This is a genomic window from Vibrio sp. 1727 (genome assembly GCF_033344415.1).
Taxonomy (GTDB): domain Bacteria; phylum Pseudomonadota; class Gammaproteobacteria; order Enterobacterales; family Vibrionaceae; genus Vibrio; species Vibrio alginolyticus.
Genome location: NZ_JAWPOT010000016.1, coordinates 97,686 through 124,133 on the forward strand (window position 1 = coordinate 97,686; position 26,448 = coordinate 124,133).

At 44.7% G+C, this 26,448-nt stretch carries 21 protein-coding genes and 1 other RNA gene; 6 read left to right on the top strand and 16 right to left on the bottom strand.

The genetic code is table 11. From position 1 onward, the window contains the following. Nucleotides 1-39: 39 nt before the first annotated feature. From lolE to lolC, 3 genes are read right to left on the bottom strand one after another with little or no spacing between them, the layout of a single operon-like run. Complete coding sequence (gene lolE / locus R8O10_RS15885) at nt 40-1,284, bottom strand: lipoprotein-releasing ABC transporter permease subunit LolE (protein WP_318191550.1); 1,245 nt, start codon at nt 1,282-1,284, stop codon at nt 40-42. Between the two features lie 2 nt (nt 1,285-1,286). Next, nucleotides 1,287-1,994, bottom strand: coding sequence for a lipoprotein-releasing ABC transporter ATP-binding protein LolD (lolD, locus tag R8O10_RS15890; RefSeq protein ID WP_005378457.1), 708 nt, complete (start codon nt 1,992-1,994; stop codon nt 1,287-1,289). Beyond that, on the bottom strand, nt 1,987-3,195 hold the full coding sequence (lolC, locus tag R8O10_RS15895) for a lipoprotein-releasing ABC transporter permease subunit LolC (RefSeq protein ID WP_031778997.1): 1,209 nt from the start codon (nt 3,193-3,195) through the stop codon (nt 1,987-1,989). Before lolC ends, lolD begins: the two co-directional genes overlap by 8 nt. 249 nt (nt 3,196-3,444) lie before the next feature. On the opposite strand from lolC, the gene R8O10_RS15900 reads away from it, so the two are divergent. The 4 genes from R8O10_RS15900 to R8O10_RS15915 all read left to right on the top strand — a co-directional run bounded on the left by R8O10_RS15900 (nt 3,445) and on the right by R8O10_RS15915 (nt 8,965). Further along, entirely contained in the window at nt 3,445-4,014 is a 570-nt protein-coding gene (locus R8O10_RS15900; RefSeq protein WP_017634743.1) for a hypothetical protein, read from the top strand. Between the two features lie 5 nt (nt 4,015-4,019). Next, the gene (mfd, locus tag R8O10_RS15905; RefSeq protein ID WP_205390771.1) at nt 4,020-7,481 is read left to right on the top strand and encodes a transcription-repair coupling factor; all 3,462 of its coding nucleotides are present in this window, start codon (nt 4,020-4,022) and stop codon (nt 7,479-7,481) included. Nucleotides 7,482-7,488: 7 nt separating this feature from the next. Then, nucleotides 7,489-8,256, top strand: coding sequence for a peptidoglycan binding protein CsiV (locus tag R8O10_RS15910; RefSeq protein WP_021707672.1), 768 nt, complete (start codon nt 7,489-7,491; stop codon nt 8,254-8,256). Between the two features lie 160 nt (nt 8,257-8,416). Continuing rightward, a complete protein-coding gene (locus tag R8O10_RS15915) occupies nt 8,417-8,965 on the top strand; it encodes a GNAT family N-acetyltransferase (protein ID WP_025766936.1) in 549 nt (182 codons plus the stop codon). A gap of 76 nt (nt 8,966-9,041) precedes the next feature. Here the strand turns inward: R8O10_RS15915 and R8O10_RS15920 are convergent, their stop codons facing one another. The 7 genes from R8O10_RS15920 to hinT form a co-directional block, all read right to left on the bottom strand. After that, complete coding sequence (locus R8O10_RS15920; protein WP_025766937.1) at nt 9,042-10,331, bottom strand: NAD(P)/FAD-dependent oxidoreductase; 1,290 nt, start codon at nt 10,329-10,331, stop codon at nt 9,042-9,044. 533 nt (nt 10,332-10,864) lie between these two features. After that, nucleotides 10,865-11,407, bottom strand: a complete 543-nt coding sequence (ycfP, locus tag R8O10_RS15925) for an alpha/beta hydrolase YcfP (protein WP_005378464.1) — start codon at nt 11,405-11,407, stop codon at nt 10,865-10,867. A 75-nt stretch (nt 11,408-11,482) separates the two neighbouring features. Continuing rightward, on the bottom strand, nt 11,483-12,364 hold the full coding sequence (gene thiK, locus R8O10_RS15930; RefSeq protein ID WP_222712634.1) for a thiamine kinase: 882 nt from the start codon (nt 12,362-12,364) through the stop codon (nt 11,483-11,485). A 24-nt stretch (nt 12,365-12,388) separates the two neighbouring features. Beyond that, the gene (gene lpoB, locus R8O10_RS15935; RefSeq protein ID WP_005378467.1) at nt 12,389-12,979 is read right to left on the bottom strand and encodes a penicillin-binding protein activator LpoB; all 591 of its coding nucleotides are present in this window, start codon (nt 12,977-12,979) and stop codon (nt 12,389-12,391) included. 66 nt (nt 12,980-13,045) lie between these two features. Continuing rightward, on the bottom strand, nt 13,046-13,438 hold the full coding sequence (locus R8O10_RS15940; RefSeq protein ID WP_005378469.1) for a YcfL family protein: 393 nt from the start codon (nt 13,436-13,438) through the stop codon (nt 13,046-13,048). Continuing rightward, nucleotides 13,438-14,835: a COG3014 family protein gene (locus R8O10_RS15945; protein WP_206958517.1), complete on the bottom strand. Its 1,398-nt coding sequence runs from the start codon at nt 14,833-14,835 to the stop codon at nt 13,438-13,440. Before R8O10_RS15945 ends, R8O10_RS15940 begins: the two co-directional genes overlap by 1 nt. A 69-nt stretch (nt 14,836-14,904) precedes the next feature. Continuing rightward, entirely contained in the window at nt 14,905-15,255 is a 351-nt protein-coding gene (gene hinT / locus R8O10_RS15950; protein ID WP_005378473.1) for a purine nucleoside phosphoramidase, read from the bottom strand. 268 nt (nt 15,256-15,523) lie between these two features. On the opposite strand from hinT, the gene R8O10_RS15955 reads away from it, so the two are divergent. Beyond that, entirely contained in the window at nt 15,524-17,515 is a 1,992-nt protein-coding gene (locus R8O10_RS15955; RefSeq protein WP_206958516.1) for a methyl-accepting chemotaxis protein, read from the top strand. A 163-nt stretch (nt 17,516-17,678) separates the two neighbouring features. Further along, entirely contained in the window at nt 17,679-18,839 is a 1,161-nt protein-coding gene (locus tag R8O10_RS15960; protein ID WP_005378476.1) for a DUF1887 family protein, read from the top strand. A 157-nt stretch (nt 18,840-18,996) separates the two neighbouring features. Here R8O10_RS15960 and udp read toward each other — a convergent pair whose 3' ends face one another. The 6 genes from udp to R8O10_RS15990 form a co-directional block, all read right to left on the bottom strand. Next, a complete protein-coding gene (gene udp, locus R8O10_RS15965; protein ID WP_005378479.1) occupies nt 18,997-19,755 on the bottom strand; it encodes a uridine phosphorylase in 759 nt (252 codons plus the stop codon). A gap of 314 nt (nt 19,756-20,069) precedes the next feature. Then, complete coding sequence (locus R8O10_RS15970) at nt 20,070-22,376, bottom strand: zinc/cadmium/mercury/lead-transporting ATPase (protein WP_206958515.1); 2,307 nt, start codon at nt 22,374-22,376, stop codon at nt 20,070-20,072. A 172-nt stretch (nt 22,377-22,548) separates the two neighbouring features. Continuing rightward, the gene (locus R8O10_RS15975; protein ID WP_005378483.1) at nt 22,549-22,968 is read right to left on the bottom strand and encodes a CBS domain-containing protein; all 420 of its coding nucleotides are present in this window, start codon (nt 22,966-22,968) and stop codon (nt 22,549-22,551) included. Between the two features lie 245 nt (nt 22,969-23,213). Beyond that, on the bottom strand, nt 23,214-23,948 hold the full coding sequence (locus tag R8O10_RS15980) for an RNA methyltransferase (RefSeq protein ID WP_005378485.1): 735 nt from the start codon (nt 23,946-23,948) through the stop codon (nt 23,214-23,216). Between the two features lie 213 nt (nt 23,949-24,161). After that, nucleotides 24,162-24,258: signal recognition particle sRNA small type (gene ffs, locus R8O10_RS15985), an RNA gene on the bottom strand. Nucleotides 24,259-24,395: 137 nt separating this feature from the next. Further along, nucleotides 24,396-26,399 carry a GGDEF domain-containing protein gene (locus R8O10_RS15990; protein WP_017634751.1) on the bottom strand — a complete coding sequence of 668 codons (2,004 nt, stop codon included), beginning with the start codon at nt 26,397-26,399 and terminating at the stop codon, nt 24,396-24,398. Between the last annotated feature and the right edge of the window lie 49 nt (nt 26,400-26,448).

Below are 26,448 nucleotides of genomic sequence, written 5' to 3' on the forward strand. Positions count from 1 at the left end.
TCGGTCCTTTTTGTTTTTCGCATATTGTAAAATAATCAGCTATTTAGTACTCAGTACAGCCGCCGGATTCAACCTTGCGGCACGAGAAGCAGGATACCACGTCGCAAGTAAACTAAGCACTATCGCCGTCACTGACACCAATGCGACATCTGGCCAGTGTAGTTGTGATGGTAAGAAGTCAACAAAGTAAATATCACCCGATAAAAACTGATGACCGATTAAGCTCTCTAGCCCTTTAATTAACGGAGTCAGGTTTAACGCTACTAAGACACCGATAACACTGCCGACGAGACTACCAAATACACCAGAGAATACACCTTGCCAAACAAAGATCCGTTTGATTAGGCTATCTTTTGCTCCCATTGTTCGCAAAATTGCAATTTCCGCCGCTCGGTCTTTCACTGCCATCATCAACGTAGACACAATATTAAAACATGCCACGCCAATCACCAGTACCATCACCAAGTACATAATGGTGCGCACGAGCTGAATATCGCGATACAAAAAACCAAACTTTTGCTGCCAGCTTTTCAAATACACGTAAACATCAACCATGCTACCAACCTCGCGAACAATAGAAGGCGCATTGAGAACATCGTCCGTTTTTAGTGAGATGCCAGTGACCCCTTCCCCTAACCTCGCGTATTGCTGAGCATCCGCTAATGGTACTAACGCTAGAGAGTGGTCGATTTGGCCATTCAACGTTAAGAACCCTGACACTTTCACGCGCACACGCTTAGGAGCCTGCACTTTATTTGCGCCGCCTGTTTGCGGAATCATCAACGTAACGTAATCCCCCACGGCGACATTTAGCTCGTTTGCTACACCTCGGCCTAAGATCACTTGCTGCTGACCAGCATAAAAGTTTTGCCAAGCAGCTTGGTCAATAAAATTCGACAAGCTCGACACCGCTTGCTCGAAAGTAGGCTCTACACCACGAACTTCTATCGCTTTTAGCTTACTGCCTTTTTCTGCCAAACCCGTAAAACGAACATACGGTGCTGCCGCAACAACATGTTCATGTTTTAGAGCTTGATTCATCGTTTTGGTGTAGTCCTGAAGTGGTCCATTAACACCTTCTAACTCGCCGTGTGGGATCACAGACAACACACGCGATTGCAGCTCGCGCTCAAAGCCATTCATTGCAGACAAACCGATAATGATCACAGCAACGCCAACCGCAATACCAATAGTCGAAGAAAGCGATATGAAAGACACCATCTTGTTGCGCTTTTTCGCTCGACTGAAGCGACCACCAATCATCAAAGCTAAAGAGGTAAACAAAACTAGCCCTCCGCAGATGCTGTATCAGTCACAAAACGATCTACGAGCAAACCATCTTGCATGTGCATTTGACGATCCATTTTTGCTGCCAGCTCTTTGTCATGCGTGACAACCAAAAATGCAATGTTTGACTCTTTATTGAGCTCGCGCATCAAATCATAGATAGACAGTGCCGTATTGTGATCTAAGTTCCCCGTAGGTTCATCAGCCAAGACCAGATCAGGTTTATTCACCAATGCACGCGCAATCGCAACACGCTGACGCTCACCGCCCGATAACTCGGAGGGTCTATGTTGCATCCGATGACTCAAACCAACTTTATCTAACAGCGCTTTAGCCGCCTGTTTTGCATCCGCTACTTTAGCACCGCCAATCATCAGTGGCATCGCCACATTTTCAAGCGCAGTAAAGTCAGCCAACAAGTGATGAAACTGGTATACAAAACCAAGGTGCTTGTTGCGTAATGCCGCCTGTTTGTTCGAGCTCAAAGCTGATAGGTTTTGCCCTAGAAAATCAACTTCACCATGAGTTGCGTCATCTAACGCACCTAAAATATGCAATAAGGTACTTTTTCCCGAACCAGAAGAGCCAACAATAGAAACCAACTCCCCTTTGTCGATATCGAAACTTACGCCTTTCAACACTTCCGTATCTAACGAACCCTCTCGGTAGACTTTACGAATATCACGACATTCTAATAGCTTATTCATAGCGAAGTGCCTCAGCAGGTTTAACAGAAGATGCTCGATAAGAAGGATAAAGCGTAGCAGCAAGGCTAAGAGCAATCGCCAATACCACCACTAAAAGAATTTGCAGTGAATCAATCAAGATGGGTAGATGACCACCAAAGCTGAATAGCGCCACACCAGCAGATTCAAGAATCGCATTTAGATTAAGTGACAAGATCACGCCCGCAGCGCCACCAACAATCGCGCCAATTACACCACTGCTTGCACCTTGCACCATGAAAATGGTCATCACTTGAGATTGAGTCATGCCTTGAGTTTTCAATATTGCAACTTCTGATTGCTTCTCCATTACCACCATGATTAAAGCGGAGATAATATTGAATGCAGCGACACCCACAATTAGACCTAGCATAAGTCCCATCATGTTCTTTTCCATTTTCACCGCTTGGAAAAGCTCACCACGCTGTTCGCGCCAATCACTCCATTCCCATCCATCAGGCATGGGTTGGTCAGCAAAATCCGTTACCATAAATGGGTCAGAGAAAAAGACACGCCAACCAGAAACCGTGTCTTTAGGGAAACGCATCAGCTTAGATGCATCCGTCATGTTCACAATCATTAATTGACCATCAACGTCCGATCCCGTATTGAAAATGCCTGAGACAGTAAAGTTTCGCTGGCTAGGAATACGGCCAAGTGGGGTAAACTGCGTTGCGTTGGTCACCATCAAGCGCACTTTATCCCCGATTGAGACCTTTAGTGAACGCGCCAAACTGTGACCCAAAAATACATTGTAGTCACCTGCTTGAAGTGACGATAATCGTCCGGCAATCAAATGGTTGCTAATCGGATCGCCTTTCTTAGGTTCAATACCGATGAGGTAACCAGCCGTCAGCTGTGCAGAACTCTGAATAACAGCCTCTCCTCTAACGATAGGCTCCGGCTGAGATTCACTCGACATCGCTTGAACAAATGGAGGGGCAGACTCGGTCATAGGCGTTTTTCCATCGTGTTGCGAAACAACGGCATGAGGTAGCACACCTAAAATGCGTTCTTTTAACTGCGATTCAAACCCGTTCATCACAGAAAGAACCGTCACCAACGCCATTACACCGATCGTAATACCCGCCGTCGACATATAAGAAACAAATCGGCTGAACCTATCTCCAGAGCGTCCCCGAAGATACCTTAAGCCAATAAACAATGAGATAGGATGATACATATAAGACAAACCAACTGGTTGTTTTGATATAAAGCTTTAGCGGATTATCTTACCTTACTCTTCTCATTAAGAAGACAAGAGAATCGCTAAATTTGTCAACGACATGCAATAAGTCTGTATTTAGGGCAAAAAGTTCAAGGACAAATCAGCTAAACTTGATAACTTCATTCAGTTAGCGATAATCAGTGCCCTATTTCTCTTTGTTTGTTGAGTGAACAGGGGGCGCTCACTGGCAAAAGGATCGACTATATGACAGAGCAAGAATACTTTACCGTCCATCATAACCTCACCATCAACGTCGAAACGTTGAGTGCGGACTTTGCTTTGCCAGATGAAGAAACATTTGCCTCCGAAATTCCAGCACCATTTATTGTCGCCAGTGAATTTAGTCACTTAGATATGTTGGCAGACAACGCGCGTCTAGAGCTGAAAAACAAAGAGTTAAAGCATGTGATCAACTTGCTTGATACGCAAAACGCGAAACTTAACCTCTTGTTGAGCTTTATGCTTTCACAACAAGATGACGCCTCCATTCGATATCAAACGACGCAGTTTGGTGCTAGTCAACTCAGTTTCCGCTCAGATACAGCGTTAACTACTCAACAACTCGTTCGTGTTAAACTGTTCCTCGATCACCCTGCTGCGGCGATTTACTGTTACGCTCAAGTAGAAGAATGTGATGCTTCAGAGCAAGATTTCATTATCACGCTTAGATACAAGATGCTCCGAGAATCTGATCAAGATTTACTGATAAAGGCGGCACTGTATCAACAACAAAAACTTTTACGTCAGCGCTCGATGGAGCGAGATAAAAAATAATTCCTATGACAAAAGCAACGATTCTTTCCGTCACCAACCCTTCAGAGCGTGGCGACAAAAAACAGCTAGGTAATTTGCCGGGCGCAGCTCTACCTCTAGCCATTGCAGAGCTAGCCAAGCAGCATTCGAGTCACTCGCTACTCGTTGTGCCTGACCCGCAAATCGCTTTAAAGCTTCAGGCAGAGATTGAGCAATTCACCGACCAAACGGTAAGCCTGTTCCCCGACTGGGAAACGCTGCCTTACGATAACTTTTCTCCGCATCAAGAAATCATCTCTGAACGTATCGCTCGCCTATACCAACTGCCAAGTCAACGTGATGGCATAACCATCGTCCCGGTCAGTACAGTATTGCAACGCCAATCGCCACGTGATTTTCTGTTGCAACACACTTTAATGGTGAAAACTGGTGATCGGCTCTCGCTAGAGAAGTTACGTGTACAACTTGAAAATTCTGGCTACCGCCATGTAGATCAAGTATTTGGACCAGGTGAATATGCAAGTCGTGGGTCTATTCTGGATCTCTTTCCTATGGGCAGCAATGACCCGTACCGCATCGACTTCTTTGATGATGAAATAGATACCATTCGCACGTTTGATCCAGAGAACCAACGCTCTATCGACGATATTCAGCAAATCCAATTGCTGCCTGCACATGAGTTCCCAACCACTAAAGAAGCGATTGAAGATTTCCGTACACGTTGGCGCACCCAGTTCGACGCACGCCGCGAGCCTGAATCAATCTACATGCAAGTGACCAAAGGCACGTGGCCCGCTGGTATTGAGTATTGGCAGCCGCTGTTTTTTGACCATACCGAGACTTTATTTGAATATTTGCCAGAAGACTCTCAAGTCATCACATATGGTGATATCGAATCTGCGGTCGATACTTTCTTAACCGATGTCGAATATCGATACGACCAGAAAAAAGTTGATCCGCTGCGTCCTCTTTTGACTCCTGAACAGCTTTGGTTGAAAAAAGACGAACTTTTCAGTCAACTAAAACAGCTCCCTATCGCTCAATTGAGCCTAGATAAAGTGGTTAAGCGTGCCGGTCGTCAAAACCTACCAGTACAATCGTTAGCCGAGCTTGGCGTTCAACAACAAAATAAAGAGCCGCTCTCGCGCCTTCGTCAGTTTAGTGAGCAATTCAGCGGCAAAATCGTTTTCTCGGTAGAGTCAGAAGGTCGTCGTGAAGCACTAACGGAGCTGTTGCAAGGCATCAAAGTTCGGCCAGTCGTACATGGCTCACTTTACCAAGCTCTAGACTCGGGTGATCGATTCAGCTTGGTCTTAGGCGCAGCAGAGCATGGTTTCATTCACGAAGAGCTGAACTTCGCTCTGATCTGTGAAAGTGATCTACTCGGTGACCGTGTTATCCAGCGACGCCGCAAAGATAAAAAAGCCGTCAACAGTGACACCGTTATTCGCCACCTTGCCGAACTAAAACCCGGCCAACCTGTGGTTCATATTGATCACGGTATTGGCCGCTACATCGGTTTACAAACACTTGAAGCCGGTGGTATGAAAACGGAATACGTCACCCTTGAGTATCAAAACGATGCCAAGCTCTACGTGCCAGTTTCATCACTGAATCTTATCAGCCGTTATTCTGGCGGCGCTGAAGAGAGTGCGCCACTGCATAAATTAGGTGGTGAAGCGTGGGCAAAAGCACGTCGTAAAGCGGCAGAAAAAGTGCGTGATGTCGCGGCAGAATTGCTGGATGTGTATGCAAAACGAGAATTAAAACCGGGCTTCAAATTTGAGCTAGATCGTGGGCAATACGCAACATTTAAAGCAACATTCCCGTTTGAAGAAACAGATGACCAAGCGATGGCCATCAATGCCGTATTGTCAGACATGTGCCAGGCAAAAGCAATGGATCGCTTAGTATGTGGTGACGTGGGCTTTGGTAAAACGGAAGTCGCTATGCGCGCAGCATTTGTCGCAACGGATAATAGTAAACAGGTCGCCGTACTCGTACCAACAACCTTACTTGCTCAGCAGCATTTCGAAAACTTCCGTGACCGTTTTGCCAACTTACCAATCCGAGTTGAAGTACTGTCTCGTTTTAAATCTGCCAAAGAACAAAAAGTCATTCTGCAAGACGTTGCCGATGGTAAAGTCGATATTGTCGTTGGTACGCATAAGCTGCTTTCGAGCGACATTAAATTCAAAGATTTAGGTTTGTTGATCGTTGATGAGGAACACCGCTTTGGGGTTCGTCAAAAAGAAAAAGTCAAAGCAATGCGTGCGGATGTGGACATTCTTACCCTCACCGCAACACCAATTCCACGCACACTGAATATGGCAATGAGTGGCATGCGAGACCTGTCGATCATCGCGACACCTCCTGCACGCCGTTTAGCCATTAAAACCTTTGTTCGACAAAAAGAAGAGCCAGTGGTCCGTGAAGCGGTACTGCGTGAAATTATGCGTGGTGGTCAGGTTTACTTCCTGCACAATCAGGTTGAAAGCATTGAAAAAACGGCAGAAGACTTACAGAAACTCATCCCAGAGGCACGCATTACCGTGGCTCATGGTCAAATGCGCGAGCGCGAACTTGAGCGAATCATGAATGACTTCTACCATCAGCGCTTTAATGTGTTGGTGTGTACAACCATCATCGAAACCGGTATCGACGTACCAACGGCGAATACCATAATCATGGATCGTGCGGACAATCTTGGCTTGGCGCAGTTGCATCAATTACGTGGCCGTGTTGGACGTTCACACCATCAGGCCTATGCTTACTTATTAACGCCACATCCAAAAGCCATGACCAAAGATGCCATCAAGCGTCTTGATGCGATTGCTTCACTGGAAGACTTAGGTGCTGGCTTTACGTTAGCAACCCACGATTTAGAAATCCGTGGTGCTGGTGAGCTGCTTGGTGATGAGCAAAGTGGGCAAATTCAATCCGTTGGTTTTACACTTTATATGGAAATGCTGGAACAAGCAGTGCAAGCATTAAAAGAAGGCAAGGAGCCATCTTTGGATGAGCTGCTTCGTGAGCAAACTGAAGTGGAAATGCGAATCCCAGCGCTCTTACCAGATGATTACATTCCGGATGTAAACACACGACTGTCGATGTACAAACGCATTGCGAGTGTCACAAGCAGTGATGAACTATCAGAGCTAAAAGTGGAACTGATTGATCGCTTTGGTCTGCTTCCAGACGCAACAAAGAACTTACTTGCCGTCTCAGAATTGAAAATTTCGGCTGGTAGTTTAAAAGCGAAAAAGATAGAAGCCCATGATAAAGGTGGATTTATCGAGTTTTACCCTGATGCTGACATAAATCCAGCGTATTTAGTTAAACTGCTGCAATCACAGCCGCAAAAATTTGCAATGGAAGGTCCAACTAAGTTCAAGTTTAGCGTACCATTGGTGGACCGACGTAAACGCATTCAGTTTGTTCAAGACTTACTGAATGATTTTAAACAGAATTTATTACCAACGAGCTAATAGTCGAATGAGAATACTGATCCCGTTATTGCTTCTATGTGTCTCAATGCCCTCTTGGGCACAGCGCCAATTTGATATTGAAGTGATCATTTTCAAGCGAGCAGTCGACGCTGAAAGCACAACAGAATCTTGGCCGAATCAACTGCCAAAAATCGATATGGAAAATGTCGGTAGCCTAGAGAGTGAATCCTACCGCCGCTCTAAAGGCGTGACACTTTTGCCAAGTTCTTCTTTCCGTCTCAACGCGCAAGAAGCGGCACTAAATAATCATGCCGGCTTTAAAGTGCTTAAACACGTAGCCTGGCGTCAAGGTGACCGAGGTAAATCTAGCGCCCCAATTTTCCGCATCGTTGGCGGGCGAGATTTCTCTGATTCTTATCAAGCAGATGGCCGCCCAATCAATGGCAATCAAACATTTTCCAGCGACGGTTACAGTGAAGAGACGGTCAATGGTCCTTTATATGAACTAGATGGTCGATTCCAAATATACGTACAGCATTACCTCTTCGCCGAAACAACACTAGATCTGCGCGAACCAAGTGTTAGAGAGGTGCGTTTTGAACCAACCTCAACTGAGCAATTGGCGGATGACTTAGGTGAAGTAGATGGTAACGTCCAAGTCGGTAACTTGGCAGAAATATCGCCGACAGTAACCGAAGAGAAATTCCTGAAGAGTTATCGAATGGATCAAAAACGTCGTATGCGTAGCAGCGAGACTCATTACCTAGATAACCCGTTGATGGGTATGATCATTCAAGTTCGTCGGGTTCGATAAGCACGAGCGGTTCGACAAAGCGCAGCAAAGCTGCGCTTTGTTTTTATCTGCTATACCTCAGTTATTCCTAACCAACGCAGAGCAAGGAAAATAGCTGCGTTCACGTATAAATAGACAGCTTTCAATTTACTTACACTCAACATGGAAGTCGTATTAGTTCATGAGTCCAGACTTTGAAATCATTGCGCCCCGCTTAGCGCTCAAGCTCATCCCTGCTGAAGAAGCACATTCACTACAACGATTACTTGCAGAATCCCCTTCGCTGCACCAATGGCTTGACTGGTGTGATAAAAACGTCACATTGAAAACCGCGCAGGACTTTCTGTTGGCAACCCGTCTTAACTGGGTCAAAACTGAGGCTTTTGGTTTCGGTATCTATGAGCGGCAAAGTAACACTTTGGTTGGAATGGCAGCGGTTAATGAGTTATATCATACGTTTAATATGGCGAGTATTGGTTACTGGGTTGCCGACCGCTATCAACGGCAAGGCTATGCCCAAGAAGCCGTTAAAGCCTTAGCAGAATTCTGCTTCGCAAAGCTAAGTTTAACTCGACTAGAGATTGTTTGTGACCCCGACAACGAAGCTAGCCAAGCCTTAATTGAGTCCGTCGGTGCACAAAAAGAAGCCATCGCCAGAAACCGGTTTATTTTTCATGGTAAGCCTAAAGATGGCGTTGTGTACTCACTTTTACCGACAGATCTAACATAAACAAAAAGCCACCGACTTGCGGTGGCTTCTGCATTTTTTAAGATACAACACATCCACACAGAGTGGATTTAAAACCTTAGTGCAGCTTAAGGTTTGGACGCAGCACGCGATTAATGCGGCCGACGAGCATCATCAGACCGGTTTTGAATACACCGTGCAACGCCATTAGGTGCATGCGATACAATGAGATGTAAACGACACGAGCAATACGGCCTTCTACCATCATCGACCCTTTAGTTAGGTTCCCCATCAGACTACCAACGGTTGAGAAGCGACTTAGAGACACTAATGAACCGTGATCTTTATATACGTAGTCTTTCAACTCGCGCCCGTTGATCTTCGCGACGATGTTACTAAATGCCTGGCTTGCCATTTGGTGTGCAGCTTGAGCGCGTGGCGGCACGAACGAACCGTCAGACTGGGTGCATTGTGCTAAGTCACCAATAACAAAGATGTCATCATCTCGTGTTGTCTGTAGTGTGTTTTTCACTACAAGCTGATTGATACGGTTCGTTTCTAAGCCAGCGATATCTTTAATAAAGTCTGGAGCTTTGATACCCGCAGCCCAAACCATGATTTGAGCTGGGATCTTCTCACCATCTTTTGTAGTAAGGCCATCTTTTTCAGCTTTAGTCACCATAGTGGCGGTGCGCACGTTTACGCCCAACTTCACCAACTCTTGATGAGCAGCAGAAGAAATACGTGGAGGTAACGCTGGTAAAATACGCTCACCTGCTTCAATCAGATTGACGTTCAACTTGCTAGAGTCAAGATCACCGAAGCCATAAGTGCGCAGCTCTTTAACAGCATTATGTAACTCAGCTGATAGTTCAACGCCAGTTGCACCAGCACCAACAATCGCAATATCGACCGTACCGTTACCGTTTTTCGCGTGCAGCTTTAGGAACTCGTTGTTCATTTCTGTACGGAAACGGTGTGCTTGCTCAGGGCTGTCTAGGAAAATACAGTTTTCACGAACGCCAGGCGTGTTGAAGTCGTTTGATGTCGAGCCAATCGCCATCACTAGAATGTCGTATTCTAGCTCACGGCTTGGCATAAGAAGTTCACCGTGTTCGTCTTTAAGCTCACTTAAGATGATCACTTTACGTTCACGGTCGATGTCTTGAAGACTACCCATTTGGAAGTCGAAGCTGTGGTTTTTTGCATGAGCTCGATAGCTCAGTGCATCTACTCCTTCGTCCAAAGAACCTGTAGCAACCTCATGCAATAATGGCTTCCACAAGTGGCTCGCTTTTCGATCGACTAGCGTAATTCGCGCACGGTTTTTGCGACCTAGAGTTCGACCAAGCTTAGTTGCCAACTCAAGACCACCTGCACCGCCGCCTACAACGATAATGCGTGTCACAATGATTTTCCTCTACAAAAATGAATATATGGGGTTCAGCTCGATGCATGACTCACAAACATTTGTGGCATCCATCCAACCGATGAATTCTTGGTTCTTAGAGGTGTCTCAATTACTTGGATTAAAAAACTACCACCCACTTTGATTCTTTATCTATCAATGACTTGTCAGGGTTTGGCATGTTTATCTGGTACGCATACGACGCCAGAAGTTTTTGGGCAAGTTTATTACTCGCTCTCAATTTTTTTTGATATTTATCAAATTATTTTAGTCCGGTTCATTATATAGAGACCAACTTTGAAGGCAACCAAAATCCGTGTAACGAGTACGGATTGACTACTTTTCGACTACTCTACAACAAGGTGTTCGTGCTACATAGGAGGGAAGTAAGAAAACGGTAAGGAGAACACAATATTCAAAGCGTTAAACCAAGAAAATGTGCCTTTCAAAGAGACAGTGGCTCGGCATACTCAAGAGAAGGAATCGCAGCAAAGCAGCCGATAAAAACGCCGCTTTACTGTCTACACTCAACATTAATAAGTATTTTTAAATGCCTTTATCGCTTGTAAATGATGAGAGATTTTTTTGAACTTATGAGACTGAGTTTCATCCCAAATGATTTGATAGTGTTTTTCTAACTCAGCTGCCGTTTTCGAATTGTCATGCACTTCATCATCTTTAGAGAGAATCACTAAGCAGTGCGCTTGATTTTTCGCTCGGAACTGATCAACACATTTTGTTGCGATATCTTCGTACTCTTCTGGGCGATCGATTCGACCAGCCATCGTTTTTTCTGGGTGCAAGTTCGGGTTGAACATCACTTGCTTGATACCGCATAGAAAACCAATTCGCTCAGACCAGTAACCACCTAAACCTACCCCACAGATTAACGGGTTTGGGTCATCAGATTGATCGATAACTTTAGACACTTCTTTTAACAAGTGTTGCATGTCGTGCTTTGGGTGAAGGGTGCTGTAATTGATAAAACGAACGTCGTCGTCGATAAATTGCAGTTGAAGAACTTTTTCGTGGTTACCCGGGCTTGTACTGTCAAAGCCGTGTAAGTAAATAATCATGTGTACCTCTCCCTGTGTGTATCTGGTACTTTTATTAAAACTACCACTATTTCCTTACTGTTAAAGGGGAAAATATCACGAGTTCTCAAAACAGTGATCTTCCATACACAATGAGCCTTTCAACTCATACGCACTGTTTAAGTATTGTTCATCTCCCCACAATTTATAGGCAAGTAGATACCAGAGCATCGCCATCACCAAGGTTCTTGGTTGCCAAGCGTGTACACCTCTCAGCCAAAGAGACACATCTTCGATACCTCGAATTTGGCAATACTGCTTTACCGCTTCTTCCACAGGCGCATTCGCGACCTGAATAGTTAAGGTCAAATCTAGCCTAGGGTCAGCAATCCCGGCATACTCCCAATCAATGACTTTCACCCCACTCTCCCCTCGCACTAGGTTGTAACACCCCAGATCGAAGTGACATAGGGCAAGCGGAACAGGTGCAACGTTCGGTTCCGTGCGCCACTTCATGTACAAAGCCTCAAACTCCGTACCCACATACTGACCATCAAGCTCAAGCCAATAATGATCGATGCGAGAAATATATGAAAATGGAACCAAAGGAATTGCGCTTATCGGATATTGATGAATCTTCGCCGCAATGGATAATAAATCGCTTAGTGCTAAGCCTGACTCCGTCAGTGCCTCTCCTTCTATCCATTCCACCAGCAACCCTTGCTCATGAATAAAAACTGGCTTGGGGCCAATTTCCAATGAAGAGACTGCATTCAGCACTTGATATTCACTGTGACGAGAAATTGAAAAAGCCTTGCAGACATGACTGGTCGGTCGCCAGATGTATGCAAGGCCTTGAGAAGATTCCAACCGCCAACAGCGGTTGGTTAGCCCCCCGGTAACAGTTTGTACTTTTACCGGAGGCTCCGTAAAGAAGCCATCGAGAGCATTAAGACTCGGATCTAACTGTTTTGCTTGTTGCCAAGAAAACCATGCCATTGATGACTTCTCCACCCTGTTCGATTAAAGACCGAATAGGCTCTTAGATTGCGCTTTACGAATTTCAGTTTCATCCGCCCACTCAATCAAACCTGTTTCTAGGTCCATTAGGCGCATGGTCATCTTGTAGTATACATCTTTATCGCTACCTGCATTTTTCACAATGCTAGATAGGTTGCCGTAAAGCATGTATTGAGCACCAACCATTTTACCAAATTGGATCGCTGTGCTTTGGTTAACAAGCTCATCCGTGTTTTGGAAGTTAAGTTGTTCACGCACAGACTCAACACGATCCATATCAACAAAGCGGAACTTACCTGAGTTCAACATCTTAGTAGAGATCGTGTCAGTAATGGATTCAGTGTCAATATGTTCACTGGTTTTGTTCTTAATTCGCTCAACAAAAACGATAGGACGTTGGTCACGAGTAATTGCTGCTACAGAGCCCGACATCATCATGCTATCCACCATTTCAGCCGCGATTTTTTGTAAATCTGTTGAGCCAAAATCGATAGTCGTGGTTTCTGTTGCTTGCGCATCGCCGTAAGAGACTTTGTTAGAACAGCCACCTAAAATGACGGCAAGACCTAAAAGAGCAATAATACTTTTTTTCATGAGAGTTCCTTAGTTTTTCAATACCAGCGCATCGTTAGCGCGGCAGCTTCGGCAGAGCCGTTAAGATTAATCGTCTTGTGCTTCTCTAATTTGCACACGGAATTTTGTGCCATTTGGATTCACAGTAACTTCAGATAACGTGACTTGCTCAAATCCTCGCACAATCATTTTTCGCCACGGACCAGGTTTGGTATTCACTTCTAAACCATTGTTGTCATACCAATAAAATCGGTAAAGAATGTGCTGATCACCTTTGTAATTGCTACTCAACTGCACGACTCCTCGTGGGCGATCATCAACGTAAGTGGTGGTGATGTTGTCAACTAATAAGCGACTACCTAAAACGTTATCATTAAAGAATACTTTTTGCGTTTGGCCATCAATTCGAATACCAGCCGTGTTTTCGGCGCATCCAACTAAACCAATAGCCATTGCTAAACAAACAAGCCATGCTTTCATTACAGTCTCCCTAGCTGTTTATGCCACACGGTTGAGTGTGCTCCCTGACGAGATACCCATACCAATGTAGTCTGCTGTGCAGGCACTTCAAACTGATAGGTTTGATCACCCAAGTTTAAACTTTGTGTTCCCGGTTTCACGATTTTTGAAGCCGTTTTCACTTGCGCTGGCAATGTTTGCCAACTTCTTGTATCTGGCTGTTCGGTCAATGTGTTCCATACATTGAAAAGTATGTTGCCCACATCATCGCCTTTTTTCGCCGCCTCTTTTCGGATTCGATCTTTTGCCCAAACACGAAGAGCTTGACGGATCACTATTGTAGTAAGACGTTCATTAAGATCGTTTTGCGCCATCGCATTAACATCAGTCAGCGTACTGGAAGGCAATACCTGACCATTTAAAACAACATCGCTAAAACGTTGAGCACCTCGGTTCTGATAATAAGGAAGCGCCAACGAATAAATCGCGCCATTATCGCGACTGTCGTAAATCGGTAAATCAATACGCCACCCTTTCATCGCCTCAACAACACCCTGCTCATCAATAACGATGACTCGCCCTTGTGACTGAGTTAATCCAGAAGGTGCTTCGCCATACCGCTTCTCTAGCATGCGCAAGTCTTCACGCATGCCCAGCTTCTTAGCAGCGTATAAGGTGCTTTCCACAACTTGCTTGTTGTCTGGCATTACAGCGAGTGCTCGTCGGTAATCAACATAAGCACTGTTTAAGTCTCGCGACGCTTCATATAACAAGCCAGAAAGATAGAACAGATAACCATTTTGTACCGCGCTTAGTTTTTTACCAGCATCAGGGTAGTTCGCTAACACACTGCCTAAATTGGCAGACATGCCTTGCTTGTTAAGGTCTTTCTCTGCTGCTTTTAGCTCTTTTTCACGCGCCTTTCTTGCTGCTTCCTGAACTTGATTAGCTCGACGCACTTCAACTAGTGCCCCTTCTAAATCGTTTTTCTGTAAGTAATTTAGTCCTAGATACAGGTGCAAAAAGCCAAGTTCGTAATCGGCGGGATGATAGTCTTGGAGATTGTCGTTCACTGCGAGAGAGCCGACGCTCGTTGCCGTGTCTGACACAGATACCGTCGCTCGATCTTGTTGAACACGTACAGCACGATCGCTGCTTTCTAGCGCATTTAAACTTGTTGGGTAATCTTCAGCAAGAAAAGAGATGCGACCTTTTTCAAAATTGCCAAGTATCTCGCCACCCACTTCACTTGATTGAAGTTGTTTTGCTTTGGCATATTCCCCTGCAACAACGGCTTGATAAACTTCTTGATTCTGGTTGCTGTAATGGCTAAACAGATTGCCCGCAGATAAATTCGCGCAGCCAGAGGCCATTAAAGCCCAGCTCATCAGCCCTAACAGCTTTACACCTAGTTTCACATTTATCTCCACAAATGTGTCATTCGACAGGAAAAAGAAGTGGGTGAATCGCCACCCACTTTTAAAAGCTTAGCTCAATACCATTGGACCTAGAGGGCGGCCGCCTAGTAGGTGCATGTGAATATGGTAAACCTCTTGGCCACCATGTGGATTACAATTAACGATTAGGCGATAGCCGTCTTCAGCAATACCTTCTTCTTTCGCTAACTTTCTAGCAACAGTGAACAAACGCCCCATCATTGCTTCATCTTCAGCTTCTACATCATTCGTTGTTGGGATCAGTTTATTCGGAATAATGAGAATATGGCTTGGTGTGCGAGGGTTAATGTCGCGAAACGCAGTCACCAAATCATCTTGATAAAGGATATCGGCAGGGATTTCCTTGCGAATAATTTTACTAAAGATCGTTTCTTCCGCCATGAGGACTCCATTTTATAAACGTAATTAGACCCCAATTAGTATGCGCCAACCAAAAGCGGAGCTCAATAAAAACAGTGTTCACTTAACATTATTAATCAAATGCTAATTAACGAAGCTTTTTTTGTCGTGTGCGTCATAAAATGCGCGTCACAAACTGAATACAATCCAATGAATTTTGTTACTTTTTTAAGACAATTATTATTTTTATACCCAAGTAAACTCAAAATGCTTGGGTAGCTTGTCTATTTTTGGGAGAGGAAGCTCACTTATGCGAGGTTCAGTTATTAAAAGGATGTATGCCGGCTTTGCACTGATCATCATCCTATTTGCCGTCACAATTGCCATTATGATGGGAGGAATGAGTGATATTCACGGAAAATTTGGCACGGTTTCTAAATCATCCCTACCGTTGGTATCGTTATCTAATCAAACCAGTGTTGAGCTGCTTTCTGCCGACAAATCATTTAAAGACTTCCTGACGACAGAGAATAAACAACGCATGGATGAAATGCGTCAGGAATTTGCTAGATCTCAACAGCGCTTCGAATCCACATTGGCTCAACTGAAAACCGCAAGCCAAACCTACCCTTCTCTTGCCGAACCGTTTTCACAGTTAAAAACGTTAGAGCAGAGCTATTTTACAGAAGCTCTAGAGGCCATGGACAACTACGAAGCAATGTTCGCGGCTCAAGAAGAAGTGCAAAAATCCTCACGCCGCTTCCAAAAACTGAATACCGAACTGTCGGTTGGTCTTAAAGAATATGTGGCAGATCAAACCAGCATTTCTGTCAAAGTCATGGCAAAGAGCTACTTTATCAAGTTAAAAGATGCCGAAGTGATTACTTCTGATGCCCTCGCCAGTTCCAACCCTGAGTTTGTTACGCAAGCCGTGGCTAAAAACCGCAAAGCAGTAACGCACTTGAATTACGCATTCCGCGGGTTGGTGACTCAGCTTCCTGAGCTAGAAAAAGCATTTGGCGAATCTGTAGAGCAATTTACTCGTGACGTCGGTATGCGTGGCGGTGTGCTAGACCAACATAATAATTACCTCAATGCTCGCGCCGCTTTGTATAACAATATCGCCAACCTAGCAAATAAAGTGGATTCAACCATGGCGATTCTTGAGCAATTTACGACAACCGCAACAGATAAGCTCAATGAATCATTGGCAGATGCAGGTGACATATATTCGGCGGGTGTAACGAAAGCCATCATCATTGGCGTTATTGTCGTTTTACTCGCGACAGCGATTGGCTACCACATCGCACAAAGCGTTCGCGAGCCGTTGACTCGTATTCTAAAAGTGTTAGAAGGCCTGACTGAAGGTGATATGACACAGCGTATCGATATTCGCTATAACAACGAATTCAGCCGTGTGAGTGGACACATTAACTCACTCGCCGACAACCTTCACGAGATCTTGGTGAAACTCAACGAAGCGTCAGAAAACCTATCGTCAACCGCGACAACCAACGAACGCACCTCTTCGCAAGCACAAATCAAATTGAGCTCTCAACGCGAACAAACAGCAAACGTCGCTACCGCGATGACAGAAATGTCTCATTCAGTGCAGGAAGTCGCGCAAAGTGCGCAAGGCTCGCTAGAAATGGTGCAACGCGTCGAATCTGCCTCTGAAGAAGGCAGAAATGTTATGAGCAGTAATATCTCAACCATTAATCAACTAGAAACACGTTTGAACGAATCGGTCTCCGCAGTTTCTGAGCTACAAAAGATGAGTGGTCAAATTGGGTCTATCCTTGATGTGATCCGCAACATTGCGGAGCAAACCAACCTACTGGCATTGAACGCGGCAATTGAAGCGGCTCGCGCTGGTGAACAAGGTCGCGGCTTCGCGGTAGTGGCAGATGAAGTACGAGTACTCGCATCAAGAACGACTCAATCAACCACTGAAATTGAATCCATGATCAGTAATCTGCAATCTAGCTCGCAATCGGCGAACCAAGTCATACAAAGCTGTATGAGCGATATGGAGATGTCGGTTGAGCAAGCATCAAAAGCGAACAGCTCAATGGAAGAGATCCAAGCGCTAATCATCGAAATCAGCCAAATGAGTACGCACATTTCACAAGCAGCAGCAGAGCAAAGTGAAACATCAACAGACATTGCTCGCAGCATCGAAGATATCAACAGCATCGCCGATGAAAGTTTCCAAGCCATGTCGAATATCGCACAAACCAGTGAATCACTGACCCACTTGGCTCATCAGCAAAATGAATTGGTCCACCGATTTAAGTTATAAATACTTTATAATTAAGAGCATTAATTAGTGCAATCAACTGTATAAGGGCGACTTTTTGTTAAGTCGCCCTTGTTTTTTGTCGGCCATGTCTACATATGATTAATAAGGCCAGCTCATCCCCTTGAACAACTCTTTTCGAGCGGCCTCATAAAAAGGAAAATCTATGGCTGTTCATGTTGGTATTATCGACCAAGACCCAGTGAGATTGGTCACTCCTCTATTAGATAATCGTACGCTAAGCACACATATCGTCTTCATCGGAGACAAGAGCCAGTTAGATATATTTGACCGACTGAGTGCCGTTTTAGATCAACGAGAAATTACTTCTGAATTTTTTGAAATTCCATCCGCTGTTAATACATCTCTGATCAAACAAGCAATTCAAAAACTGGCAAAAGACCTCCATGAACGCGGCGAAGATGTAAAATTGAACGCGAGCTGTGGTCTTCGTCATCGCTTGTTGTCGGTGTACGAAGTTTTCCGTACCTATCGCTGGCCAATTTTTGTGGTTGAGCCTAGTAGCGATAAGCTTTGTTGGTTATACCCTGATGGCAAAGAAGATACCCAAGTAGAAGATCACATTACGATTGCAGATTACCTCACTATCTTTGGTGCACGCGGCGAGTTTCACCACGTTGATTTACCACCTCTTCTTGATAAAAAATTGTATGAACTTGGTGAACGATGGGCCTCAAATGCGCTTGAACTTGGGCCAGGTCTAGCAACACTTAACTACCTTGCAACCACATGCCGCAAAGAACAAAAGCTTGATGTCGAGCTCTCCGAAAAACAGCAGGGCTACCGTGAGCTCAACATGTTGCTTTCAGATTTAGTAGAAGCAGAAATCGCCACCTATGAAAATGGCGTTTTAACGTTTGCAGATGAAGATGCTCGACGCTTTTCAAACGGTGAGTGGTTAGAAACTTTGGTTCACAGCACCGTGAAGCAAATCCAAGACACTATGCCGACGATTCAAGATCGATCGTTAAATGTTCAGGTTTATCGTAAACTTGGTGAAAGTGAAGTACGCAATGAGTTAGATGTCGCAACAGTTGTAAACAACAAGCTGCACATCATCGAGTGCAAAACCAAAGGCATGAGAGATGACGGCGACGATACTTTATATAAGTTAGAATCGCTTCGCGATCTATTAGGTGGCTTACAAGCGCGCGCAATGTTGGTGAGCTTCCGTCCTCTTCGTCACAATGACATTACTCGTGCTGAAGACTTAGGGCTAGCCCTGATTGGCCCTGATGAGCTTAAAGATTTAAGAACGCACTTAACGGCTTGGTTTAAAGACGCGGGCGGTTCAGACGAGATATAGTGCCATTAAGAAAAGCTAAAATTCACAACGATAAAAAGCAGCATTAATGCTGCTTTTTTTATACCTAAATTTTAGCTGTACGCATTTCTATAAGTAGAAAAAAACCAGAGGTTAGCCTCTGGTTTTTTCTGTTTGTTTAAATGCCAACTATAGAGGCTTAAAGCATTTTACGCGCTGCTTCTACAACCACTTTAATTGAACGCGCTTCCGTTTCTTTCAGAGTTGAATGATCTGGAATCTCTTTTTGTGTACGGTTGATGATAACACCAGCCACACAACCCGCTTTTAAACCAGAGCTCGCACACATTGTTAGCAGTGTTGCAGACTCCATCTCGAAGTTAAGTACGCCCATGTCTTGCCATTCTTGCATAGAGCCTTGGAAACGCTTAACAACACGACCAGAGAACGTATCGTAACGTTCTTGACCAGGGTAGAACGTGTCGCTTGATGCAGTCACACCCATGTGAACTGTAGCGCCAGACTCTTCTACCGCTGCTTTCATTGCGGTTGCTACTTCAAAGTCAGCAACTGCTGGGAATTCCATAGGAGCAAAGTGTAGGCTCGCACCGTCAAGACGAACTGACCCCGTCGTTACGATCATGTCACCCACGTTTACATGCGGTTGAATTGCACCCGTTGTACCAACACGTAGGAAAGTGCGAACACCAAGCTGTGCCAATTCCTCAACTGCGATAGAGGTAGAAGGACCACCAATACCTGTAGAACAAACCACAACAGGTTTACCGTCTAGCTCTGCACGGTATAGCGTGTATTCACGATGGCTTGCTAGAAATACTGGATTTTCCATTTGTTCTGCGATTTTTTGAACACGCGCTGGGTCACCAGGAATGATCGCTAGAGTCGCACCATTAAGATCAGCTTCAGTAACACCTAAATGGAATACAGCTTGAGACATAAGTCGCTCCTTATTGTGGCTTATTTTATGAACAATAAGCTCATTAATCAGTTATTGGGTACAGATGCACTGTAGCGAACCTTTCACCAACATAGAGTGATCACAATCACAATGATAAGATGTAATGAAAATGAAATTTCAAACAAAACTGGTATTGATCACACTTTAAGGGGCATTAGATCATTTTGTTGCATAGCAATGCGTGATTTCAAGGACGAGAAAAACGTCTGATCGCATCAGGTGAATACGGTTAAAAAAAGCCCGATACACGAATGCCTCGGGCTATTAATGAGTGGGATCATTGGTTAGGTCAGTTATTTGATCTGTTTGGACTCAAAACGAAGTAATCTCAACGCATTCAATGTCACCAGTGCTGTTGCACCACTGTCAGCTAATACTGCAACCCACAACCCAGTAACCCCAAGTAAACTTGTCACTAAGAATACACCTTTCAAACCTAGCGCTAACGCGACATTCTGACGAATGTTACTTAGCGTCGCACGCGACAGTTCTATCATGGCAGGTAGCTCAATCAAACGGTTGTGTGTTAACGCCGCATCAGCAGTCTCGAGCGCAACATCCGTACCGCCTCCCATCGCAATACCAATGCTCGAAGCTTTCATGGCTGGAGCATCATTGATACCGTCTCCCACCATCGCAACGGTATGTTGTTGTGATAGTTTCTCGACGTAATGCACCTTGTCTGCAGGTAACAAACTCGCTTTATAATCCAAGCCTATTCTATTTGCCATTGCTTCTGCACTTCTCGGGTTGTCACCCGTTAGCATCACCGACGTGACCCCAAGTTCCTTCAACATTGCGATGGCTTGCTTGGCATCTGAGCGCAATGTATCTTGCCATGCGATCACGCCAATGACCTCGTCATCGTAACGAACAATGACAACCGTTTTACCTTGTTGTTCCAACGTAACCACTTGCTCTTTGGCTTCTTGAGAAAGTGGAAAGTCTGCCTTTGAAGGCGTGACCACTTGGACCATTTTTCCATCGACGTAACCAGTGACACCAGAGCCTACTTGCGCGGTTTTATCCAACGCTTCAGGAATAGTAAGCCCCTGCTCTTGCACTTTGGTAACTAAAGAAACCGCTAGAGGATGACTTGAACCAACCTCGATTGACGCAGTTAGGCTAAGTAACTTGTCTTCATCCATATCAAAAGCAAAGACGTCGGTCACTTCTGGTTTACCTTGCGTCAGTGTCCCAGTTTTATCAAATGCGACAGACTCAACCTTGCCAAGCAACTCAAGCGCCGCTCCACCTTTGATCAATGCGCCCCGCTTAGCCGCTGCCGCCAAGCCAGAAGTGATCGCCGCAGGCGTTGAAATGACTAATGCACATGGACAAGCAATCAACAGCAGGGCGAGTCCTCGATAGATCCACGTTTCCCACGGTTGGGCAAATAGTAATGGCGGCGTAACGATAACCATCAGAGACACCAACATCATTAGTGGCGTATACCAACGGCTAAATTTATCAAGAAAGCGTTCTAATGGTGCCTTACGGGATTCTGCTTCTTCAATCAAATGAAGAATTCGATCTATCGCATTCTCGCCCTGACGGGAAGTCACCTGTAAACGAACCACTTTATCGACAACCACAGCCCCGGCCATCACTTTGCCACCGGTTTGATGTTCAACGGGAACAGATTCTCCCGTTAACGCACTTTCGTCAAAACTCGCAAGCGCATCTTGCAAAACACCGTCGGCAGGCAAACGACCTCCGGGTGCGACTTCTATGATATCCCCTGGTTTAAGCTGCGCAGCTGGTACTTCTTTGCGTTCACCATCAATAATTAAAATTGAATTTTCTGGGACTAAGTCCATTAACGCCTGGACACCGCTTCGCGCGCGAGATGATGCATATGCTTCTAACTTTTCACCAATAAGGAAAAGCAATAACACCATTGCGGCTTCGGCGGTTTCACCTAAATATAAAGCGCCGAGCGCCGCTACACTCATTAACGTTTCAATCGCAAAAGGCGTACCGCTACGCGCCAACTTAAATGCTTTGAGCGCGATTGGGTATAAACCAAGTAAACACGTCAAAGTGAATAACCAAGCGCTTATTTGAGGGTCGATCTTAGAAATTACTGCCGCAGTAGCCATTGCACCAGCAATCGAGAGAATTTGGATGTTGTCTCTTATGACGCCAAGCCAGCCTTTCTTTGTAGTGCTTGGTTTTGGAGCATCAAGTGAAGAGAGCGGGAAACCCGTTTTTTGGGCTGTCTGCTCTATCGTAGCTATCAGCTCTAGACCATCAAAATCGACGACCAGTTTTTCTGTTGCAAACAAAACCTTGGCTTGGCTGACGCCTTGTAAAGACGTAATGGCTTTCTCAAGCTTTTGCGCACAAGATGGGCAATCCATACCTGACACAAGCCAAGCGTTCCGAACGGAGGAATTACTCTCCCTTGTGGGATCGTCTTCCTCGCCTGTGTCAACGCTGCAGCCTCCTCCACTACAGCAAGAGCTTTCAGAAACATCAACACTGGCCTGAGAGATATTGAGCGAAGATTTTACTGGCGCACAGCATGACTCGCTTGCACCAAGCGGCACCGCAGTTTTGATTTTGCTAGATTGGCAACCTTGATGTTTTGTACACATAATTTTTTCCTTATTGGTATCGGTGATTTACCTATTGCTAAGGATAAACCTTAGAGTAAGCTCCAAGGTCAAGATAAATTTGTACAGTTCGGCGATAGAAAATAAAAAAGACGCCGAAGCGTCTTTCCAAACCAGTTTAAAAGCAATATTCCGTAAAGTTTAAACAGAGAGGTTAAACGGGATGCTTAAAACACTCATTTAATGTCATTCCTATGGCACGCAGCACGTCTCTTCTTGTGATAACACCAACCAACTTACCTTTGCCATCCACCACTGGATACATTTTCGGCTTTCCAACTTTCATCATGTCAGCCAGTTCAATTACTGACATTTCTGGAGAAACAGATAAGACATCATCATGCATACACTCTTGTACCGTATGTGTATCTTGGCAGTGATAACTTGCTTTCACCAACTTATCTAATAAGTCTTGCTCCGATAAAAACCCAACCACTTTTTCATTTTCATCAATGACAGGGCCACCTAGTGTGACACTTTGCATTACTTTGTTTAAAGCTGCCGAAAGTGACATATCTTTCGTGAAAGTCACCGCTTGCAACGTCATGTAATCTTTTACTTTTAATGAATGCATTCTTATCTCCTTAAGGGCATTTTATTGCGGCCTTTAGATAAGTGTCGCCTAATTTCCTGATTTTACTAAATGGAAAGGAGTAATTTTATTTATAGGCACAGCCTATTGAACTAAAACAAAATTAACTCACCGAACAACATTCACTGTATTTCGTTAAACGCAAGATTCAGCCAGGCTGATTTTTCTAGGCAAAATACAACAAAGCCAGTCAAATAGACTGGCTTTGTTATTAAGTAATTGTTGCATTAGCTATGTTGGCGGCGCATGTTGTCTAAAATAATGCCAGTCGCCATCGCGACATTCAGTGATTCGGCACCGCCAAACGCCGGAATCGTGATCTTATCTGTCACGAATTTTGCTGCGGCTTCACGCACACCATGAGATTCGCTGCCCATCAACAAAATACCTTCAGCAGCGAAATCCGTTTTATGAACGCTCTCTCCTTCCAAAAACGCGCCATATACTGGCAATTTGGCGTGTTCCAAGTAACTTGGCAAATCCACCAAACTCACTTGTACGCGGCCAAAGCTGCCCATGGTCGCACTGATCGTTTTAGGATTATAAGGATCAGCACAATCTGTACTCGCAATAATGTGCTTGATGCCATACCAGTCTGCAACACGAATAATCGTACCTAGATTACCAGGGTCGGATACACCATCTAGCGCAATCATCAAGCCTTTCGCTTGAGGCTCTTTTACACTCGGAATTTCAACCACAGCAATGGCCGCATTATTGCTCACAAGCGTGCTCGCTTTGGTCAATTCATCAAGCGATGCTTCAACACAATCAAAACGATTTAGCGTACCAGCATTTTGTTCGAGAAATGCCGCTGTTGCAAAAACCTGCTTCACCTTCAATGAACTACTTGCTAGCTCTAGTACGTTCTTTTCACCCTGAACTAGGAATAAGCCATGCGCTTTACGCTGTTTCTTTTGACCTAAAGCACGAAGCAGTTTTAATTGGTTTTTTGAAATCATTAAAGTATCCCAGGTGAAAATGGTTATTCGGCGAGCGTACCCTAAACAATCTTCACGACAGTTCGGTATCAAGCGGATGAGATTATAAATTATACCTAAATAACCTCAAGAAGCTTGATCATCAGAAGACGTTGAACACCAAGCGTAGCCAAAATAAAAGAAGGCTCAAAAACGAAAAAAGCCCTGCGATAACGCAGGGCTTTCAAAAGGGTGGGACCCCAGCCACATCCCGGCACACAAGTCACACGCTGCGGCTGCTTCCTTCCGGACCTGACCGAGTTCACGAGCTATTGTTGCGAGAGGACCAGAGCCCCATAATTCTTTTCGAGAGGTCTTGCCTCAATCGATGGGGCGATTATTCAGTATCAGCTCTCATAATGCAAGAGCAAAAACCTTGAATTTCATCATTTCATTACCGTTTGGACAAAACTCGATCAATTCATTCCTTTATGATGAAACCGTACAGTCACGATAAGAGGAGTCGTGCCGTGAGGACTGCTTACTCATGTACATGTCTTCATCAGCCAAATGCATCGCTTGCTCTAAGCTCATGTGCCGTTCCCTTTTTGCAGAGAAACCAATAGAGATACTTATAGACTCCAAATCACTACATAATTTGCCTTTCACGTCGATTCTACTGAGCTCTCTCATTGCTCTAGTTAACTCGGCTTGCGTTGGATAACCCAGCAATATGAACTCATCCCCTCCAATTCGATAACATCTTCCCGACCAGACATAATGAATTTTTAGTGCCAGTAGTTGTAAAACTTCGTCCCCAGCGCGATGCCCATAAGTGTCATTGATTCGTTTGAAATGATTAATGTCTAAGTAAAGTATGGATAGATCTTTGTTTACTCCTTTTCGATACTTTACTTGCAACGCACGACGATTCCTTAACCCTGTTAAGTTGTCAGTGTTCGATTGACGGTAAAGATAAAGCGAAACACAAATAGCAAACAATAATACAAAGATAAACACAGCTTGTGTTTGCGTCGCTAATCGAATCTCATATTCAAGTGCGGTACGCCAATCTGGGCGTACATCGTACTGAGCAATGATCTTATCAACTTCTAACATCGCTATCGCTCGACTGAAGAAAGGCGCAAGCATGGCTCCTTTTTCATTCGCGACCAATCCAACAGAGAGTTGTGACTCATAAAACTCGCCAATAGCGGTATCCTGCTCTATCGGAACCAGTTCACTGAGACGTAAAAAATGATTGAGCATCGCCGTATCCATCGGAATGTAATCGACTTCTTCATTTAATAGCCCCTGAATGAGCTCTTGTTGAGTACGATAACGTTTGAGTTCTTTTAGCGGTAACAGTTGCGTCATCATTTGATCGAAAAAGTCATCCTTAACCACGCCAATCCGCTCAGATATCAACTGTGAAACATGAGAGTATGTGCTCGGCTTGTAACCTAAACGCTTGACCATCACCGATGCTGGCGCGTAATGGGGCTTTGGAAAGTAGCTAAATGCGCGCCGCTCACGGCTGACCGTTAACGGCGCCAAAATTTCGAAATTACCTTGGATAAACTCATGGTACATAGAACCCCAGCTTTCACCAGGCTCACTAATGATCAAGCAGTTTAAAGCCAAGATCTCACAGCTTCTCAGGACTACATCAGCCGTCATCCCTTCGACACTACCATCTGCGTTGTATACAACATATGGAAAGATAGATTCGAGCTTAATCCGTATTGGTTCATTAAAATCAAGGGGTAATAAACGAATAGAATCACGCAACGCTGCTCGCCTTAATTCAAATTGATACTGGGAAATTTCTTCGCGAAGCTGCTTTTGCACCGCTTCCCCGTGAATAAACGTAGCGAACGTGTCCAACTCTTCAAGATGATGATCTTTTTTACTGATGATGGATACGGGCTTTATCGAAATCTGATCATTGAGCATCTTGGCGTCAAACCCCTCCATCAGCATCGGCTTGAGCTGGTTAATGGCATCGACAACGCCATCCACAGCACCTGAACGTAGCAGTGTTACTGCTTGTTCGTGACCTTGATAAGAGATCTGTTCTAGCTCAGGGTAGTGTTGTTTAAGTAATTGGGCATAAACTGTATCTTTGGGGACGCCAACACGCGAAATGTCACTCAACGTCGAATCTTTTAAACCAAAGAGGTAGGTATATTCGATATTTGTTGGGCGGGAATAACTAAAACGTTGAGCACGTTCTTGTGTGTAAGTGATATTCGCAGCAAAGTCCGCTTCCCCATTCGCTACTGAATTTAGAATGGCATCAAAGCTGGAGTAGTTCACGTATTGAACGGTAAAGCCAAACTCCTTTGAAGCAGCATTGAAAAGAACACGAGTGACGACATCATCCGCTTCAGTCGCGACTTTATAATGAGCAATTAAAGGGGCTTCGGCTTTTACATTCAAACTCAAGAGGCAACATGCAAAAAGCAACAGTGTTCGAGCAAAAGTTGTCATGACAAACTTATCTTAAATCAACCACTTATATTGTGGTTATTATTATTGG

What these genes read in the sequence shown, in the direction of transcription:
- lolD (WP_005378457.1), bottom strand. Translation starts at nt 1,994, where the DNA reads ATGAATAAGCTATTAGAATGTCGTGATATTCGTAAAGTCTACCGAGAG.
- lolC (WP_031778997.1), bottom strand. Translation starts at nt 3,195, where the DNA reads ATGTATCATCCTATCTCATTGTTTATTGGCTTAAGGTATCTTCGGGGA.
- R8O10_RS15900 (WP_017634743.1), top strand. Translation starts at nt 3,445, where the DNA reads ATGACAGAGCAAGAATACTTTACCGTCCATCATAACCTCACCATCAAC.
- mfd (WP_205390771.1), top strand. Translation starts at nt 4,020, where the DNA reads ATGACAAAAGCAACGATTCTTTCCGTCACCAACCCTTCAGAGCGTGGC.
- R8O10_RS15910 (WP_021707672.1), top strand. Translation starts at nt 7,489, where the DNA reads ATGAGAATACTGATCCCGTTATTGCTTCTATGTGTCTCAATGCCCTCT.
- R8O10_RS15915 (WP_025766936.1), top strand. Translation starts at nt 8,417, where the DNA reads ATGAGTCCAGACTTTGAAATCATTGCGCCCCGCTTAGCGCTCAAGCTC.
- ycfP (WP_005378464.1), bottom strand. Translation starts at nt 11,407, where the DNA reads ATGATTATTTACTTACACGGCTTTGACAGTACAAGCCCGGGTAACCAC.
- thiK (WP_222712634.1), bottom strand. Translation starts at nt 12,364, where the DNA reads ATGGCATGGTTTTCTTGGCAACAAGCAAAACAGTTAGATCCGAGTCTT.
- lpoB (WP_005378467.1), bottom strand. Translation starts at nt 12,979, where the DNA reads ATGAAAAAAAGTATTATTGCTCTTTTAGGTCTTGCCGTCATTTTAGGT.
- R8O10_RS15940 (WP_005378469.1), bottom strand. Translation starts at nt 13,438, where the DNA reads ATGAAAGCATGGCTTGTTTGTTTAGCAATGGCTATTGGTTTAGTTGGA.
- hinT (WP_005378473.1), bottom strand. Translation starts at nt 15,255, where the DNA reads ATGGCGGAAGAAACGATCTTTAGTAAAATTATTCGCAAGGAAATCCCT.
- R8O10_RS15955 (WP_206958516.1), top strand. Translation starts at nt 15,524, where the DNA reads ATGCGAGGTTCAGTTATTAAAAGGATGTATGCCGGCTTTGCACTGATC.
- R8O10_RS15960 (WP_005378476.1), top strand. Translation starts at nt 17,679, where the DNA reads ATGGCTGTTCATGTTGGTATTATCGACCAAGACCCAGTGAGATTGGTC.
- udp (WP_005378479.1), bottom strand. Translation starts at nt 19,755, where the DNA reads ATGTCTCAAGCTGTATTCCATTTAGGTGTTACTGAAGCTGATCTTAAT.
- R8O10_RS15970 (WP_206958515.1), bottom strand. Translation starts at nt 22,376, where the DNA reads ATGTGTACAAAACATCAAGGTTGCCAATCTAGCAAAATCAAAACTGCG.
- R8O10_RS15975 (WP_005378483.1), bottom strand. Translation starts at nt 22,968, where the DNA reads ATGCATTCATTAAAAGTAAAAGATTACATGACGTTGCAAGCGGTGACT.
- R8O10_RS15980 (WP_005378485.1), bottom strand. Translation starts at nt 23,948, where the DNA reads ATGATTTCAAAAAACCAATTAAAACTGCTTCGTGCTTTAGGTCAAAAG.
- R8O10_RS15990 (WP_017634751.1), bottom strand. Translation starts at nt 26,399, where the DNA reads ATGACAACTTTTGCTCGAACACTGTTGCTTTTTGCATGTTGCCTCTTG.